Annotated in this window: 13 protein-coding genes; 7 read left to right on the top strand and 6 right to left on the bottom strand. The window is 37.1% G+C overall.

What is annotated here, in order from left to right:
* Nucleotides 1–160 precede the first annotated feature (160 nt).
* Nucleotides 161–538, top strand: coding sequence for a hypothetical protein (locus tag VB796_RS23380; RefSeq protein ID WP_323349021.1), 378 nt, complete (start codon nt 161–163; stop codon nt 536–538).
* 7 nt (nt 539–545) lie between these two features.
* On the opposite strand, the gene VB796_RS23375 is transcribed toward VB796_RS23380, so the two are convergent.
* On the bottom strand, nt 546–881 hold the full coding sequence (locus VB796_RS23375; protein WP_323349020.1) for a LytTR family DNA-binding domain-containing protein: 336 nt from the start codon (nt 879–881) through the stop codon (nt 546–548).
* 283 nt (nt 882–1,164) lie between these two features.
* Nucleotides 1,165–1,635, bottom strand: coding sequence for a hypothetical protein (locus VB796_RS23370; RefSeq protein ID WP_323349019.1), 471 nt, complete (start codon nt 1,633–1,635; stop codon nt 1,165–1,167).
* 66 nt (nt 1,636–1,701) lie between these two features.
* On the opposite strand from VB796_RS23370, the gene VB796_RS23365 reads away from it, so the two are divergent.
* Nucleotides 1,702–1,833: a hypothetical protein gene (locus VB796_RS23365; protein WP_323349018.1), complete on the top strand. Its 132-nt coding sequence runs from the start codon at nt 1,702–1,704 to the stop codon at nt 1,831–1,833.
* 114 nt (nt 1,834–1,947) lie between these two features.
* Here the strand turns inward: VB796_RS23365 and VB796_RS23360 are convergent, their stop codons facing one another.
* From VB796_RS23360 to VB796_RS23350, 3 genes are all read right to left on the bottom strand, one after another.
* Entirely contained in the window at nt 1,948–2,571 is a 624-nt protein-coding gene (locus VB796_RS23360; RefSeq protein ID WP_323349017.1) for a response regulator transcription factor, read from the bottom strand.
* Between the two features lie 181 nt (nt 2,572–2,752).
* Nucleotides 2,753–5,686: an ATP-binding protein gene (locus tag VB796_RS23355; RefSeq protein ID WP_323349016.1), complete on the bottom strand. Its 2,934-nt coding sequence runs from the start codon at nt 5,684–5,686 to the stop codon at nt 2,753–2,755.
* A 238-nt stretch (nt 5,687–5,924) separates the two neighbouring features.
* Entirely contained in the window at nt 5,925–7,247 is a 1,323-nt protein-coding gene (locus VB796_RS23350; protein WP_323349015.1) for a DEAD/DEAH box helicase, read from the bottom strand.
* Between the two features lie 157 nt (nt 7,248–7,404).
* Here VB796_RS23350 and murD point away from each other — a divergent pair, with 157 nt between their 5' ends.
* On the top strand, nt 7,405–8,784 hold the full coding sequence (gene murD / locus VB796_RS23345; protein WP_323349014.1) for a UDP-N-acetylmuramoyl-L-alanine--D-glutamate ligase: 1,380 nt from the start codon (nt 7,405–7,407) through the stop codon (nt 8,782–8,784).
* Nucleotides 8,785–8,824: 40 nt separating this feature from the next.
* Complete coding sequence (locus VB796_RS23340; protein WP_323349013.1) at nt 8,825–9,646, top strand: SGNH/GDSL hydrolase family protein; 822 nt, start codon at nt 8,825–8,827, stop codon at nt 9,644–9,646.
* A 260-nt stretch (nt 9,647–9,906) separates the two neighbouring features.
* Here the strand turns inward: VB796_RS23340 and VB796_RS23335 are convergent, their stop codons facing one another.
* A complete protein-coding gene (locus tag VB796_RS23335; RefSeq protein ID WP_323349012.1) occupies nt 9,907–11,160 on the bottom strand; it encodes an acyl-CoA dehydrogenase family protein in 1,254 nt (417 codons plus the stop codon).
* Nucleotides 11,161–11,562: 402 nt separating this feature from the next.
* On the opposite strand from VB796_RS23335, the gene VB796_RS23330 reads away from it, so the two are divergent.
* The 3 genes from VB796_RS23330 (at nt 11,563) to VB796_RS23320 (ending at nt 17,610) form a co-directional block, all read left to right on the top strand.
* Nucleotides 11,563–12,132 (top strand): adenylate kinase, encoded by a 570-nt coding sequence (locus VB796_RS23330; RefSeq protein WP_323349011.1) that lies wholly within the window; start codon nt 11,563–11,565, stop codon nt 12,130–12,132.
* Nucleotides 12,133–12,219: 87 nt separating this feature from the next.
* Complete coding sequence (obgE, locus tag VB796_RS23325) at nt 12,220–13,257, top strand: GTPase ObgE (RefSeq protein WP_323349010.1); 1,038 nt, start codon at nt 12,220–12,222, stop codon at nt 13,255–13,257.
* Between the two features lie 171 nt (nt 13,258–13,428).
* Entirely contained in the window at nt 13,429–17,610 is a 4,182-nt protein-coding gene (locus VB796_RS23320) for a T9SS type A sorting domain-containing protein (RefSeq protein WP_323349009.1), read from the top strand.
* The last annotated feature ends 172 nt before the right edge of the window (nt 17,611–17,782 follow it).

Below are 17,782 nucleotides of genomic sequence, written 5' to 3'. Positions count from 1 at the left end.
GGTAAAAGAGACATTTCGTAACAGACTAAAAAATATTGCACAAGTTTGGATTATCGTATGTGGTCTTGTAAACCTAAATCTTTGAATAATTATATATTATTTAGGAAAGTTATCTATTGTTGGAGCAAAATTACTGACTAAAGATAAAGCGGTAACAAAAGTGGTTTTAGGAGGTATTGGTCAGCATTTTACCAATCCAAATTGGGACAGACGTATTATGTTTGCGGAGGCATTTAGCGGGAAAGCCCATTTGCACCCCGAAACCGCAGGAGCAGTAAAATACGCAAAGTCAATCAATGCTGATACGATTGCTTTGGGCTTTTTACAGAAACATCAACCCGTAACTTCTCCGCAAGATTTAGGAAAATATAATCATCCCGTCATGATTATTTGCGGAGACGAGGATTTGGATAATGGCGACCCTAAAATTTTACAAACCTATTTCAAAAATGCGATTTTCAAAACCGTTAAAGGCAATCATAATAATACTTACGGAACACAATCGTTTGCTGATGAGGTAATTAGGTTTTTGGAATAATACTTTCTTAGAAAACTTCCGCACGAAGACTGACTTTCTTTCTTCGAGAAACGGCAACTTTTAAGTCATACTTCATAGAAATCAGACTACTGCCTTCGTCATAATCTATGATATAGTTGGGGTTAATGATAAAGCCACGATGTACCCGAAGAAACCCCTCCATTTTGAGTGACTCCTCAAAAGCATTGATACACTTAGCATACAAGTGTTTTTTCTGATTAAGAATATGAAATATGGTATAATTTCCCGATGCTTCAAGCATGATGATATTTGCCATCGGGATTCGGATTTTTTTCCTGTAATTGACCGTTAAGAACTTTGTTGATAAAAGTTGATTTTCCATGATTTTATATTTAAAGCTGTTTAAACTTTTGAGATTTCTTAGCAATAGGACTTATAATTCGTCTTAGTCACCCCGTCTGACTATCGTCTGACTGCGTGTAAAGTTCAACTCAGTCAGACGATAGTCAGACGAGGTAACTCGACCCCAGACAATAAGATTCTATCTAATTAAGAATTGACATAGTTGCGAAAGTTTAAACAGCTTCTTTAGCAATTGTTGAAAAGCGTAATGAAAAAGAATGATTTTTACTTTCTTGGAGAGGTTAATATTAAATGATTCGTTTCTACAAATTATTAACTAAACCACTCAACGTACCTGAGATATTTCCACTTGAAGTAGGCGAAGGTTTTCCCTTTGAATTTATCTCAAAAAGAGTTCCTGATATGGTGCCAGATGCTTGATTTCCAGATACTTTTAAGTCAAGGATTCCTTTCAATGTATATATTTTATCATTAATGCCAATGATATTTTTATCGTTATTGAGTTCGTATTTTCCAGAAGTAAATGTTTTGAATAGGATGGCTAATGGTCTTGTACTTTCCATTAAATCGCCCACAATGCCATAAGTATTTTCAGATTTAATGACACTGACTTTTTCGGTAAATTTTTGACCATTTACGGTAAATGAAAACTGCCCAGATTTGGCTTGTTTTTGTTGTTTGATGAGTGCATCAACACGGACATTGCCAGAGGTTTGAGAAAAGGGAATACCGATACTTGAAATGTGGAGGAGGAAGACGAGAATGGGTTTCATGATTTTTTGAGTTTTTAAAGCTCAGCAAAGTTCATGAATTAGAAACCGTTTGTAAATGGCACTTTTGTGGGATATTTTGTATTGGTGGATTGGTTATTAGTGGATTGGTTATTAGTGGATTGGTTATTGGTGGATTGGTTATTGGTGGATTGGTTATTGGTTATTGGTGAATTGGTGGATTGGTTATTGGTGAATTGACTAAATAATACCCATTTTAGAGATTTGATGTTTTTTATATCAAGTTGATTATCAGTAATTTCCTAATAACCAATCAACCAATAACTAATCAACCAATCCCCAATCCACCAAAAACTACTTAACCAAACGTTCACGTAAAGCCTTCGCAACCGCCTCTGGGGCTGATTGTACTTGTAGTTTTAGATAAATATTCTGCAAATGACGGCGAACAGTATCGGTAGAAATGAAACATTCTGCCGCAATCATTTTATAAGAATTTCCGTGTGTTAGTAATTCTAAAATCTCTTTTTCTCGTTCTGTAAGATGATATTCGTTGGTGGTTGGTTGTCGGAAGGCTTTTAGGACTAAAGTGGCAATTTCGGGCGACATTGGAGCTCCACCGTTCATCAAATCACGAATGGCAGCCACTAACATCGTAGAAGAATCTTTTTTCAAAATATAGCCATCTGCCCCGTGACGCAAACATTCAAACAAACGTTCATCGTTAAAAACCGTGTGCATCAATACTTTCACTGCTGGTTTGACTTTTTTTACTGCCAAAACCCCTTCAATACCGTTAGAATTAGGCATATCAATATCCATTACAATTACGTCAGGAACTTCTTTTTCCATGTCATTCACTACCAAAGTACAGTCAGTATGAATGCCAACTACTTGAAAACCCTCAGTATTTTCAAGTAAAAGCATTAACAAATCGCTCAGACGTTGATTGTCTTCATAAATGGATACATTAATCATGTTCGGTGGAATTATGGGTTTTCAATAGATTTGAGTTCACAAAGCAAGTTTAAATCTGAAAATTTTGCAATGGTATATTTGTGTGATTTTAGCGAACGGTAGCACAGGAATCTTTCCTGTGATGGTTATTTTCACAGTAATCTTTCCTGCAATGGTTATTTTCACAGGAAAGATTCCTGTGTTACAATGGAATTTCCAATTGAATATCCGTGCCTTTCTCTTTTTCTGAAAGAATATTAATTCGTCCACCCAAGTTTTCGGTTCGGCTCCTCATATTTCTAATTCCGTTCCTTTCCGTTTGCTGATTTGGATTAAAACCTACGCCATTATCTTTAATTTGCATAAAAAGCGAATGTTTTTGAACCTCAATTTTAATCTTCACCTCCGTACATTTTGCGTATTTTGTTAAATTATTAACCGCTTCTTTAAAAATCAGATAAAGGTCATAACGCTCATCCATGCTCAATTTTATATGCTCAGTAGATTCGGGCAAATCAAATTGATAACGGATATCTTCCGCATCAAAAAGGTCAGATGCAAAGCGTTTCATTCTAATCAAAAGTTGGTCGAGTTGGTCATTTTGCGGTTTCACACTCCATACAATATCATCCAAAGTATCGCCTACTCTTTTAGAATCTTCCACAATTCTATCCGTAAAGTTTTTAATCAGCGGATTATCGGGCATTTTTTGTTGAATGATAGCTCCCAAAATACTAATTCCACTCATGGTAGAACCCACTTCGTCGTGTAAATCCTTTGAAATTTTTTCTCTAACGTGCTGTAATTTAAGTAATTGCTGATAACGAAAACGATACAGAGCATAGAAAAATCCTGCTAATAATAAGACAATCAGTACATAAAAACCCGTAGTTTCATAAAAGGCTTTCTTTAAATAAATGGTCATTTTGAAAGGTTCGGCGTACCAATTTCCACTATTATCACCCGCTTGAACTTCCAATAAATACTGATTGGGCTTTAAATTATCGAATCTGATTTCGGGTTTATTGCCCAATTCAACCCACGCATTTTCTCCGAGACGATACCGATAATTGGTGGTAGCATTAAAGTCATAATCTAAAGTTGAAAAATCAAGATTGATATTGGTTTGGTTTCGTTCAAGTGTTAATTGATGATTTTCGGGAATGGTCGTTTCTTGATTCAAAACCTTTAAGCTTCCCAAAATCAATTGGTTATGAGTTTTTTTGACACTCGTAAAGTTGCTTGAAATTAAACTAAATCCATTGACTCCACCGACCAAAACAGAATTGTCAGGAGCAACCAAAAAACCGTGCGTAATATCATTCGTGATTAGTCCGTCGGACGTTTTAATCTTCAAAATTTTCTTTCCACCACCCATGTATGCGTACAAACCTTCGCTTGTACCTACCCAAACAATGCCCTTTTTATCCTCACCGATGCGAGTCCAAGTGATACTTTCAAAAATAGACGACCAATCATCACAATGAACTTTTTGGATAACTTTCCCCGATAAATCTAAACGATTGAAACCACCCGCAACTACCAAAATACTTTGCTTTTGTCCCATCGCACCACGATAAAAATAATCGCTCACCGTTTTGTCTTGTTGCTGAAAAAGCCCTGTCGTTTCAACGAATTTACGCTGTTTTTTATCGAAATAATTAATGCCGTAAGCTTTTGGCATCCAGCCAATTAGCCAAGTTTTTCCATCTGAGGAATGAACAAAATTATGCCATTCATTTTCGGTAAAATAGTTTTTGTATTCGTTTTTATTCCATAATGAAATGGCTTTTAAAGACGAAAATTTAAAAACTTCAATAGCCGAATTTTGTGGCATTACCCAAAGGTTTTGTTCGTCATCAAGCGTGATGTCATTAATTGGCTTTTTATTGATGCCAACTAAATTGACTGCTTGTAAAATCTCATTTTTTACCCTAAAAACACCTTCCGAAGAACTCGTCCAAATCTGATTTTGGGGTAAAATATGAACAGCATTCGTGCTAATTTCTGGATTTGGATATTTGAAAACTTGAAAAGAATTATCCGATTTTTTCCAACGCATAATGCCTGTGTGAGAAAGCCCCAACCAAAAAGTATTGCTATCTTCAGCCGTGATAGAATTAACCGTTACGGGATGTTTTACCAAAGATTCGGGAATGATAATGTTCTCAATCTTACTCTCTTCCGAACTCCATTGAAAAATGCCCTCATTACTGCAAAACCAGCGTTTTTGCTGTTTTTTATTTTCAATGATAGCATTAATCCTAATGCCATTTTTTTGTATTTCGGGAAGATTTATAACCTGATTTTTTTCGGGTAAAAATAAAGACAAAGCACTTGCTTGACCAATCCAAAGGGCATTTTGTTGTTGATAGTGGGTAAAAGAAAGACTCGTGATATTTCGTTTATTGAGAGGAATTCGTTGGAGGATTTTGGCTTGAATTGGGTCAAATTTGACTAAATCTCCCTGATTAGTGGCTGCCCAAAAGTTGCCCTTTTTATCTTGTGTAACTGAGGCAAAAGGTTCATTGGAAATTTTAACTAATTGCTTGTTTTGTTTCGTTTTTCGGTAAACTCCATTGTACCCAAATATCCAAACCGACTGTTGATTATCTTCAATAAAATGCCCTAAAAGTTCTGCTCCCAAAAACTCATGGGTCATTTTATAGACCGTTTTTTTTGCGGTTTTCAAGTCCAAACATTGAACCGTTTGGGCGGTACTCCACCACAATTTTTGTTGACTATCTAAAAATAAATTGCGGTATTTATCGTCGTTTGGACTGTTATTATTGAAGTTATTGGCTTGAACAGTGTCAATTTGGTAGGTTTTTGTATTAATTCTGAGTAGTCCTGCATTTTCAAAAAAAGCAAATAAATAAGGTTTGCAGAGAGAATTAGTAAAAATACTGGAAACTCTTTTGGTAGATTTATTGAGAAAAAAGAAACGATGACCGTCGTACCGAGCCAAACCTCTTTCAGTAGCGAACCATGTAAAACCATCTGAATCGGTGGTGGCATCCCAAACTAAATTGGAAGGTAAACCCTCTTTTGCATCAATATGACGTAACACAGGTGTTTTTACTTGTGCTTCGGCTTGAAAAATACAAAAAAAGATAAGTAGCAAAAAATGCTTCATCGTTTTGAATTACGATTGATGGTTTTTGGCACGCTGATGACGCAAATATACTATCGCAGATTTTATGGATTTTTTTAATATAAGTTCGTTACGAAAGTGGAAGGCTTATTATTAAAATTTTGGACAAAACTGTACCAGTATTGTTGTATTAATCTGTGAAAATCTGCGTTGCGAAGCATCAAGGCGGACGGCAAGTCTCATCAGCGTGCTATCTTGATTACGAATAACCCCTAAAAATCTACCTCGCCATTTCCACTTTATATTTTTTTCCTTTAATTTTTTCGTCTCTCGTTTTATCTAAAAGGGTTCTGAAAATACTGCGTTTTACCGCCACAAACGACATGAAATCTTTTACCTCAATCAAGCCTAAATCACCTTTTTCAAGTTCTCCTTTTTTAGAGAAAAATCCTACAATATCCACTTTGTTTAGCTTATTTTTCTTGCCACCGCTGATATAAATCGTTACAAATTCGGGAGGTTTGGGTAAAGTGCTTTTCTCTGGAAGTTCCAAAATTTCCAAAGATTCATCAATGTATTTTGGTCTAAATTCATTGCGATGAAAAATCATGTAAGCCGTTCCAGATGCGTGCATACGAGCAGTACGCCCATTTCTGTGCGTAAATTCATGCTCTTGCAAAGGCAAATGATAATGAATAACGTGCTTCATTTCTGGAATGTCCAAACCTCTGGCGGCTAAGTCGGTCGTAACCAAATAGTTAACACTGCCATTTCTAAATAAAATCAAAGCACGTTCACGGTCATCTTGATCCATTCCACCGTGATAAAAAGTTGTGAAAATACCCATTTCGTTCAGTAATTCAGCGGTACGTTCTACGGCATCACGGTGATTACAGAAAATCAGGGCGGACTCTGAATTTAGTGAACAAATCAAGTCAAATAAGGTATTTACTTTGTCCTTTTCTTCCGAAATAACCAACTTCATTGACAAAGCCGTTTTTTCTTCATTTTCAGGGGTGAAATTTAAGGTTTTAGGCGAAGTAAATCCCACAAATTCAGGGATTTTAATACCGTAGGTTGCAGAAACTAAAACTCGTTTGTCAAGTTTGGGTAAGTTGCCAATGATGTACGACATTTGGTCGTGAAAACCCAAATCCAACGATTTATCAAACTCATCTAAAATCAAAGTTTTGATATGATAAGTATCAAAACTTCTGCGAGTAATATGGTCAAAAACTCTCCCCGGTGTACCCACCAAAAGAGCAGGAGGATTGCTAAGATTTTGGATTTCGGTAGCTATCGAATGTCCGCCGTAACAAACATTAACTTTCATGCCCGTTCCCATACTTTTCCACACCTGCTCAATTTGCATCGCCAATTCTCGTGAAGGCGTGAGAATGAGGCATTGAATGGCATTTTTATTGGGGTCTAATAACTCCAATAAAGGCAAAAGGAACGCTAATGTTTTTCCAGAACCCGTCGGGGAAATCAGAAAAGTGGTTTTTTCTTGCAAAATAGACTCGTAAGCCTCTTGTTGCATTTGATTTAATGACTGAATTCCTAACTTGCTAAGGATGGGGGAGATTTGTTGAAGATTTTCCATATTGTAAAGGTACTTCAAAATTTTCTCTTTGAGTAACACAGGTTTCTAAGCCGTTTAGATTAACGAAACCTTCCAAAACAATTTATCAGTAAATACTGAAATTAGCGACTTATTACTTATTTTGCGAAGCAAAAGAGAAAATTAGAGAAACGAAATCATGAAAAAAATAGTAGTCTTGGGTGGTGGAGAAAGTGGCGTTGGAGCAGCTTTATTAGCAAAAGCCAAAGGGTTTAAGGTTTTTTTGTCGGACAAAGGATTATTGTCGGATAAATACAAAGAAATTTTGGCTCAAAACGAAATTCCTTACGAAGAAGGCGAACACACCGAAAGCCAGATTTTAGATGCCAATGAAGTTATAAAAAGTCCTGGAATACCCGATAAAGTGGAGCTAATCAAGAAGTTACATTCTTTGAGAATCCCTGTAATTTCCGAAATTGAGTTTGCTTCACGTTATACAAAAGCCAAAATTGTGGCCATCACGGGTAGTAACGGTAAAACAACCACTACACTTTTGACTTACCATATTCTGAAAAATGCAGGACTTAACGTTGGGCTTGCGGGCAACGTAGGCGAAAGTTTTGCCAAGCAAGTAATTGAAGATACTTTCGACTATTTTGTATTAGAATTGAGCAGTTTTCAATTGGATAATTGCTTCGATTTCAAGGCGGATGTTGCCATTTTGTTGAATATCACGCCCGACCATTTAGACCGATATAATTACGAATTTCAAAATTATATCGAATCTAAATTCAGAGTTTTGCAAAATACGACCTCAGCCGATGACTTTATTTATTATCAAGAAAGTGAGGCATTAGCAGGTGAATTAGCAAAGCGTAATGATTTGTCAATCAATCGTTTGCCGATTTCACTGCAAAATTCCCCTCTCATTACGGAGAGGGGGCAAGGGGGTGAGGTTAATGCACAAGGCGGATATTTAGAAAATGAAGTGTTGAAGGTAAGTTATAAGAACGAAACCTTTGAATTTCCACAGGCTGAATTACCCATAAAAGGTTCGCATAATGTGATAAATTCTTTAGCGGCAATTTTAGTTTCAAAATCGTTAGGACTTGAAAATGAACAAATTGCCGAAGGCTTAAAATCCTTCCAAAGTGTAGAACATCGCCTTGAGCCATGCGGAGAAATTAAAGGTGTAAAATACGTAAACGACTCAAAAGCAACTAATGTAGATTCGGTTTTTTATGCTTTAGGAAGCTACAATGACCCAATTGTGTTGATAATGGGTGGTGTGGATAAAGGCAACGACTACCGCCAAATTGAGCAATTAGTAGCAGAAAAAGTAAAAGCCCTCATTTGTATGGGAACGGATAACTCGAAATTATTAGCGTTTTTTGGAAAGAAAGTATCCATGATTTTTTCGGTAGATAGTTTACAAAAAGCCGTTCAATTATCAGCCGATTTAGGAACAGAAGGCGATGTCGTTTTGCTTTCGCCCGCTTGTGCAAGCTTCGATTTATTCAAAAATTACGAAGATAGAGGAAGACAATTTAAAGCGGCGGTGGCTGCTTTGGGCGTGTAGATATGAAGTTTTGAAATGTATATGAAAACAAAATATCCAAATGAAAAAAATCTTACTTTCCTTACTAATTTTAGTGGTTACTTGTTCGATGACTTCCCCAAAAATTTCGTGGACTGCCATCGGAGATTCCATAACGTATCTTAATGACCATCAAGACCAAACGGGCAATAGAATAACAAAAGGTTATATGACTCGTGTGGTTGAAAAATTGCCAGACATTGAATTTGTCAATCAAGGACATAATGGCTGGACTGCCTGTAAAATTGCTGAAAAAATAGAAACCCTCAATTTGCAAAAAGCGGATATTTATACGGTATTTTTAGGAACGAACGACTGGTGGGGAGGCAAACCGCTTGGCGTTTTTGCAGACTATGAAAATAACATGGGTTTTACTACGGTTTTTGGGGCTTATCGTATCATTATCAATAAGTTACGAGCGTTAAATCCTGATGCAAAAATCATATTGATTACGCCTATGCAGAGAGTTGATTTTGTGTATATCGCCAATATGAAAAACAATGCTTATGGTTCTTACAAAGAGAAAAAAGGACAATATTTATCGCAATTTGCAGAGGCGATAAGTGAAATTGGAAAGCATGAGCATTTTGATGTGGTAGATTTGTACAATAACAAAAAGTTATCGCACAAGAAACTCGTAAAATTTAAGCGATTAAAAGACCCACAAACAGGCAATTACAAAGACTACAAATATCCATCATTTATAGATATTCCTTTTAATCCAGAAACTGACGAATATCCTTATCCAGTAGAAGCCATCAACATGACTTATGACGGGCTTCACCCTTCTGACAAAGGTTATGAAGTAATAACAAAAGAGTTGCTTAGGGTGATGAGGAAGTGAGGTTTGATTGCCCTTGATTGCAAATCAAGGGACGTTTTTTGGGTGTTTTTGACGAATTTATTTTACTTTAAAGGAGCAAGTACAGTTGGATAATTTTGGAAATTAATTCTACTTGAAATCTAATTGAATTCAAAGTCAGTCGCTTGCCTCTGGCGAGTGACGACTATTTACAGGCTTCCAGCCGATTGTATCATATTAATTGGCAAGATGCCTAATAATAGTCGTCACTCGCAAGATGCGAGCGACTGACTTTGTAAAAACTACCGACTAAACGCCACCACCGCCTCATCCGAAGACCGCTTTTTCTTCGTCTCCAATCCATAGCCTGCCAAAATTGACCTTGCCAAAGCGGATTTGTGTACTTCGTCGGCTCCATCGTAAATTCTTGCACCTCTTTCGTGGCGATACCAAAATGATAATAATAAATCGTCAGTAATACCATACGCACCGTGTACTTGAATGGCGTGGTCAATCACTTGTAACATCACATTAGCACAGAAAAATTTAATTTCCGAAATCTGATTTCGTACTGCCGATGCTCCAAATTTATCAATATTATCTGCCGTCCGTAAAACCATTAAACGAGCTGCATTAATATTTGCTCTACTTTCTGCAATCCAAAATTGTACGGCTTGTTTTTCGCCCAACATCGTGCCATCGCCCATATCACGGGTGGCAGCACGCTTACACATGAGGTCAAAACAACGCTCCGAAATCCCAATCCAACGCATACAGTGGTGGATTCTTCCCGGGCCAAGTCGCTCTTGTGCCAACATAAAGCCCATGCCCTCGGCGGCAATCAAATTGCTCACGGGTACACGTACATCCGTGTATGTTACCTCCGCATGGCTCGCCCAATGGTCAGCTTCGTGGTCGCCCATGATGCTGATATTTCTTTCTAATTTAAAGCCTTTCGTATCGGTTGGCACAATGATTTGGCTCGCTCTTTTATGAGGTGTTGCATCGGGATTAGTCACCGCCATTACCACCGCAAAAGCCGCTCCATCTGCCGAAGACGTAAACCATTTTCTGCCGTTAATGACGTATTCGTCACCGTCACGCACGGCGGTTGTTCCCATATTTACGGGATTTGAACCTGCGTAATCGGGTTCGGTCATGGAAAAACATGAGCGAATTTTTCCCTCAATCAAAGGATGTAAAAAACGGTCTTTAATGGCTTGGGAAGCATATTTGCCAATTAATTCCATGTTGCCAATGTCAGGAGCTTGGCAATTGAAAGTATAATGTCCGAAAGGGGTAGTCGCCAAAACTTCCGAAACCTGCCCAAATTCGCAAAGCGTAAGTCCGTGACCGCCTTCTTCAATGGTATGTTGTAAGCCCCAAAGTCCCAATTGTTTAACCAATTCACGCTTTTCATCTAAAATTTGGGCAACCTTAGAAAAACGTTCCGTTAGGTTTTGGGCAGTTTCGAGTGGATATATTTCTTTCACCAAAAACGCTTTAATTCTTGGGAGTAAATCTCTGGTTTTTTCAGTAGCAAATAGCTCTTCCATATTTTTTATTGAGTGATTGAGTGATTGAGTGATTGAGTGATTGAGTGATTGAGTTGTGATTTAGTGAATGAGTGATTTAGTAAATGAGTGATTTAGTAAATTATTTGTCTGAACTACGATTCGTTAGATTTGAGGATTATAAGATTATTTATAAGAAGAATCTATAAATCTGAAAAATCATAGTGCAAAACAAAAAAACACTAATTCACAACTCACTAATTTACAAATGAAACCTTAGAATTCTTCTGTTTTTTGTAAATTTAATACAAAATAGTATGCGTGCATAATGCTTATAGATATTTTGGTTTAGCATAATTCTCTATTTATTTTGATATGCTTATTGTAACTTTGTGGTTCTTAGAACAAAACAATAATTGTTATTTTAAAATAATCGTAAAACGAATGTTAAATCTCGTCTTGTTTGGACCTCCAGGGGCAGGTAAAGGAACACAATCAGCTAAATTGATTGAAAAGTATCAATTAGTACATATTTCTACGGGTGATTTATTCCGTATGCACATCTCGAATGATACTGACCTCGGTAAGCGAGTGAAGCAAATTTTAGCGGATGGAATGTTAGTGCCAGATTCTATCACCATTGATATGTTGGAAGAGGAAGTGACGAAAAATCCAGATGCAAAAGGGTTTATTTTTGACGGATTTCCTCGTACAGTTGCTCAGGCGGAAGCTTTAGACGCTTATTTAGAAAAGAACGGACAAACGATAAATGGTGTTGTTCAATTGGAAGTAAACGAAGACGAAATTAAAAGCCGTATCGCCGAACGTCAGAAAGTATCTGGACGTGCTGATGACGATGCGGATAAATTATTAAAAAGAATTGACGAATATTTCTCGAAAACTGTTCATGTTTTGCCTTATTACGAAACACAAGGTAAAGTTTCAAAAGTGAATGGTATCGGAAATATCGAAGAGATTTTCTCAAATATTTGCACAGCGATAGACGCATTATAAGGAGGTATGGGATATGAGGTATGAGGTATAGGTATTGTAACGATACTTCATACCTTATACTTTATACCTTATACCTATATTAAAAACATGACTTCAAATTTCATTGATTACGTTAAAATAAATGTCCGTTCTGGTCATGGAGGAAGTGGTTCAAGTCACTTTCGTCGTGAAAAACACGTTCCAAAAGGTGGTCCCGATGGTGGCGATGGTGGACGTGGCGGTCACGTAGTGTTAAGAGGCACCACAGACCACTGGACATTATTACACCTTAAATATCAAAAACATATTTTTGCCAAAGATGGAAATGGTGGCGAAGGACAAAGACGTTCTGGTTCGCAAGGGGCAGATGCCATCATTGAAGTACCTTTGGGAACAATTGTAAGAGACCCTGAAACGGGGGATTTTATAGCTGAAGTTACCAAACAAGATGAAGAGGTTATTTTGTTGCGTGGTGGACGTGGCGGTTTAGGCAATTACAACTTCAAATCATCAACAAATCAATCGCCACATTATGCTCAACCTGGTGAAATAGGAGAGGATAAATGGGTGATTTTAGAATTAAAAGTATTAGCTGATGTTGGTTTGGTAGGTTTTCCAAATGCTGGAAAATCAACGCTTTTGTCGGTTATGTCGGCAGCAAAACCAGAAATTGCAGATTATCCATTTACGACAATCGTTCCCAATTTAGGAGTAGTGTCTTATCGTGGATTTCGTTCATTTGTAATGGCGGATATTCCTGGAATTATCGAAGGAGCAGCAGAAGGTAAAGGCTTAGGAACAAGATTTTTACGCCATATTGAGCGAAATTCTATTCTTCTATTTTTAGTACCTGCCTCCGCAGAGGACATCAATGAAGAGTATCATGTATTATTGAATGAGCTAAAACAATATAATCCTGCTTTATTGGATAAAGAAAGAATTTTGGCAATTTCTAAAATGGATTTGGTTGAGACAGAGGAACATCGTGAGAGAATTTTGAAACAAGTTCCTGAAGGTTTACCACATATTTTCTTCTCTTCAATTATGGAGCAAGGATTGGTAGAATTAAAAGATTTATTATGGAAGACTTTGCAAAATGCACAACCACCTGTTCAAGAAATTGAGACAGAAAGCGATGAAGTCTAATAATTTGAAGAAATGAGATATAAGTAAAGACAAGGCAATGCCTTGTCTTTTTGGGTGACGGTCATAATGAATGAAGATGAAAATTTACCGTTATAAAATTCGTTAATAAAGCAAGAGATTCTGAAACTAATAAAAAATATCCCCGCCAACTATTTTTTAGCATACCTTATTATGATGAATATTTTCAAAAAAATACTTCTATTAACCTGCTTCGCTTTATTAGCGACACAATTTTCATGGTCGCAGTCTATTGTAGGCGGTGCTTATACTTGTACAGGTAGTGGTACTCAAACATTATCAGTTTCGCCAACAACGGGTATTACCGCATATAGTTGGAGAAACGCAGCAGGTACTTTTACAGCATCAACTGCTTCGATAAACCAACCGAGTGGTTCATATTCGGTGGTTATTACAAAAGCTACGGGTACAACTTCACTAAGTACTACAATTCCGAGTAATATTGTTCCAACTGCTCCAACTATTTCTCCCTCAACAGTACCAACTACAATATGTGGTTCTAATACGCAAACATTAACATCGAGTTTAGTTGCAAATTATTCATGGAATCGTAATGGAACGGCTCTTTCACCAGCAGTTACTACTAATACACTAAGTGTTGCGGGTAACTCTGTTTCAACAGCAGGAACTTACAATTTTACAGTAACAACCACAAATACAACTACGAATTGTACTGCTACCAGTTCACCCGTAGCCATTTCTTTATTGCCTAAACCTGCTACGCCAGTTATTTCACCCTCAACGGTTACTGCTCCAATTTGTGGAACGGCAACACAGGTTTTGACTACGGCTGCAATTTCAGGGGCGACTTATTTCTGGAAACGTGGAGGTACAACCATTAGCAGCGGTTCAAATAATTCAATAACAGTAACAGGAACTGATGTAACAGTTGCAGGAAGTTATGATTATACAGTAGCAGTGCAAACTTCTGCTGGATGTGTTTCAGATGATTCATCACCTGTTACTTTAAAAGTGTCTCCAAAACCTGCCGCCCCAACGGTTACTGCCAACGATGGTACAACGGTACTTTGTGGAGCTTCAACGCAAACACTTAACGCAAGTGGAGGAGGAAGTTCATATACGTGGAGACGAGCAAGTTTTATTTTATCAAATACAAGTAGTAGCTTGACAGTAACGGGGAATGATGCCGCTGGTACATTTCTTTTCACGGCATCGTTAACAAACTCTGTTGGTTGTGTTTCTGATTATTCAGCAACAGGTGTTACTTTAACGCTTTCGCCAGCTACAACAGCACCAATAATTACAACTCCTGCCATTACAACGCCTATTTGTGGAACGGCTACGCAAGTCTTAACTACTGCTTCTGGAGCAACAAATTATATTTGGAAGCGGAGTGGAGTCTTAATTACAGGTTCAACCAATAGTATTACAGTAACAGGTACAGATGTTACAATTCCGAATACTTATAATTATACTGTTGCTACGGTAAATTCATCTGGTTGTACATCGGCAGAATCATTGCCTTATGCTTTGAAAGTTTCTCCAAAACCTACAACGCCAACTATTTCGCCAGCAAGTTTTTCTCCTAATATTATTTGTGGAACAGATTTTAAAACCTTGACTGCCACCAGTGGAGGAGCAAAATATAATTGGCAACGTAATAATGTTCTTGTGACAAGTTCAACAACTTCTAATATTTTAGATGTTAAAGGTGTTGATGTGCCAACTGGTGGAACATATTCATATACAGTGGCTTATGATAACTCAGTAGGTTGTTCTTCTGATTATTCAACAACTCCTGTGGTATTACAATTATTCCCAGTTGTTCCCGCTAAACCAACGATTACGGCAGCAGGAGCTACTATTTTTTGTGAAGGAAATTCCGTAAGATTAACTTCAAGTTATAATGCTAATAAAAATGTATGGAATAGTAGTACAGGAGATACAACTACAACAGGAACAGATGGTATAATTGTAAGAATCACCAATACTTACACTGTTAAAGCTTTAGATGCTAATGGTTGTAGTTCGGTAGCTTCAAATCCATTGACAATAACGGTTAATTTAAGACCTTCAATTCCAATAATTGATAAAGGGGCAACTTATCGTATTTGTGAGCTTGATAGTACCGTTTTGAGTTCAAATAATAAAGGAAACGGTTCTTATTTGTGGAATAATAACAAAACAACTCAAAGCATTACCGTTTATGGTGCTGGAAGTTTTAGTTTAACTTATACCGATACTCAAACACCTGCTTGTACGTCATTACCTTCGTTAATAACAGTAGTAGCGGTTGACCCATTGCCTGCAAAACCTATTATTACGGCACTACGTCCGACAGAGTTTTGTTTTAAAGATTTCACAACGTTGAGAGCATCTTCAACAACAGCAGGTACTACCTTTGAATGGGATTTTAATAATGCCAAAGATGCTCAAATAGATGTACCACTTACCACGAGAAGCACCAAAACTGAATTTATCAAAGTGAGTGTAAAATCAGTTTCTGTATTTCCAAACAACTTCAAGGCTTGTAAATCAAAAGATGCTTCTGATGTTACGACAATAACAATAAATCCTCTGCCAACTACGCCAAATATTACGGCTAATGGTCCTCTGATTTTTTGTCCAGATTCAACCGTAACACTCACTTCTACGGATTCGCCAAATGGTGTTTATAAATGGATAAATACAAAAGATAATTTAGAGTTTAGTAATAAAAAAGCAGTGCTTATTGATACAACAAATAAGTATTTCACAACGACCTCATTAGGAAAAGTTGGGAAGTTTTATGTACGTACTATTAGTGATAAGAGTTGTTTGTCAGATACTTCTCAAAATGTGACTGTCACTGTAAGAGAAGCACCACAAGCAGCGAGTATTTTGCCTTTTCCTATCACAGCAACTGTTTGTGAAGGTGGTAGAGTAACAATGAAAGCATTGGTTGCAAACGGTAATGTCTCTAAATATACTTGGCGAGATGAAAGTACCCAAAAGGAAGTTTCAACCGAACCTGAAGTTTTTACCAGTACATCTGGTTCATTTAGCGTAAAAGTTCGAGATGTTTTTGGTTGTTTTGCCCCATACTCAAAACCATTGAAAGTAACAGTCAATTCTTTACCAACAAAGCCAAGTGTTTTAGTGGTAAAATCAAAAATTTTCTGTGAGGAAGATAGTACCATTGTACAGTCAACAACACCAAGTACAACACCCAATGGAACTAAAAATGTTTATCGTTGGATAGTTGATGGACAAACTATCGTAGAGTCGATGGCTCGTCAATTTGCATGGACAAAAGCCAGTTCAATTGCCGTTGCGGTTACAGATACTAATGGTTGTAAAGCCGTTGCCATATCAGATACCATAAGAACAACAGTTAATCCATTGCCAGAATCTCCAATCATTACGAGAGATGGTAAAATTCCGTTCTGTGCAGATAAAAACGTTACATTAAGTGCCGCTGGAGGTAATAATCTTACTTTTAAATGGAGTACAGGAGCAACGACTACTAAGATAATAGTTAATACAGAAGGGAATGTTACGGTACAATCAATCAATAGTTTTGGGTGTTTGTCTAAGCCATCTCAGGCAGTTCAAGTTCGAGTTTATCAATTACCAACCACACCCATATTAACTGCTAATGGTGCAACTACTTTTTGTGATGGTTCAAGAGTGAGATTAGTTTCTTCAAGTTACTTGAAAGCTACTTGGTGGCGTGATACCACATTTTTAGGAAACGGGGAAGATAATATTTCTATTTTTGCTTCAAAAACAGGTAGATATTACGCAAGAGTTGAAAAAGTAGAAGACTCAGAAACTACGTGTATCTCTCAACCATCTGCTCCGATTTCTGTTGATGCAAGGGCAAATCCAACGCCAACAGTAATAAAGCAAGTGGGTACATTCTCATTAGACGCTCAGGGTGTTGGAGATGAAGAAGGCTATATTTGGAGATATAACGGAGACTTACAGGCGGATTTGAAAACCAGAATTATTAAAGCCAAAAAAGACGGAGACTATCAAGTGCAAGCGAGTATTTCTTATATAAATGTTCCTGCTTCAATCGGAAAATTAGTTTGTTATTCAAATAACTCAGCGGTCTTGAAATATGTTAGAGATTTAAGTTTTGATGGAATGAGTGTATTTCCAAATCCAAGTACAGATGGTGTTATTAACGTAGAAGTAATAGATGATTTAATTGGGGCAACCATCACAATTTATGACCTGTACGGAAGACTTATTTCAGAATATAAAGTGGATAAATTTACGACAATTAAAAAGATTCAATTGCCTGATTATCATGGCGATACTTATGTTGTAAGAATTTCAACCGATGGATTTGAGAAAACCAGAAAAGTGATAACACTTAAACAGTAAACAGTGTTATCAGTGAACAGTTATCAGTGAACATTTTACTGATATAGTGTATAAAAAAAGCCAGTTTGGGGAACTAATAATTCCCAAACTGGCTTTTTTACTGCTAACTGCTAACTGCTAACTGCTAACTGCTAACTGCTAACTGCTAACTGCTAACTGCTAACTGCTAACT

It is taken from the genome of Arcicella sp. LKC2W (genome assembly GCF_034931005.1).
In the GTDB taxonomy this organism is placed as follows: Bacteria; Bacteroidota; Bacteroidia; order Cytophagales; family Spirosomataceae; genus Arcicella.
The sequence above is the reverse complement of the archived record's forward strand: the minus strand, read 5'-3'. Positions and strand labels throughout refer to the sequence as shown.

Bases quoted from the DNA above. Each gene is read 5' to 3' on its own strand.
- VB796_RS23320 (WP_323349009.1), top strand. From the start codon at position 13,429: ATGATGAATATTTTCAAAAAAATACTTCTATTAACCTGCTTCGCTTTA.
- VB796_RS23360 (WP_323349017.1), bottom strand. From the start codon at position 2,571: ATGATTAATGTATCCATTTATGAAGACAATCAACGTCTGAGCGATTTG.
- VB796_RS23370 (WP_323349019.1), bottom strand. From the start codon at position 1,635: ATGAAACCCATTCTCGTCTTCCTCCTCCACATTTCAAGTATCGGTATT.
- VB796_RS23350 (WP_323349015.1), bottom strand. From the start codon at position 7,247: ATGGAAAATCTTCAACAAATCTCCCCCATCCTTAGCAAGTTAGGAATT.
- obgE (WP_323349010.1), top strand. From the start codon at position 12,220: ATGACTTCAAATTTCATTGATTACGTTAAAATAAATGTCCGTTCTGGT.
- VB796_RS23335 (WP_323349012.1), bottom strand. From the start codon at position 11,160: ATGGAAGAGCTATTTGCTACTGAAAAAACCAGAGATTTACTCCCAAGA.
- murD (WP_323349014.1), top strand. From the start codon at position 7,405: ATGAAAAAAATAGTAGTCTTGGGTGGTGGAGAAAGTGGCGTTGGAGCA.
- VB796_RS23355 (WP_323349016.1), bottom strand. From the start codon at position 5,686: ATGAAGCATTTTTTGCTACTTATCTTTTTTTGTATTTTTCAAGCCGAA.
- VB796_RS23330 (WP_323349011.1), top strand. From the start codon at position 11,563: ATGTTAAATCTCGTCTTGTTTGGACCTCCAGGGGCAGGTAAAGGAACA.
- VB796_RS23340 (WP_323349013.1), top strand. From the start codon at position 8,825: ATGAAAAAAATCTTACTTTCCTTACTAATTTTAGTGGTTACTTGTTCG.
- VB796_RS23375 (WP_323349020.1), bottom strand. From the start codon at position 881: ATGGAAAATCAACTTTTATCAACAAAGTTCTTAACGGTCAATTACAGG.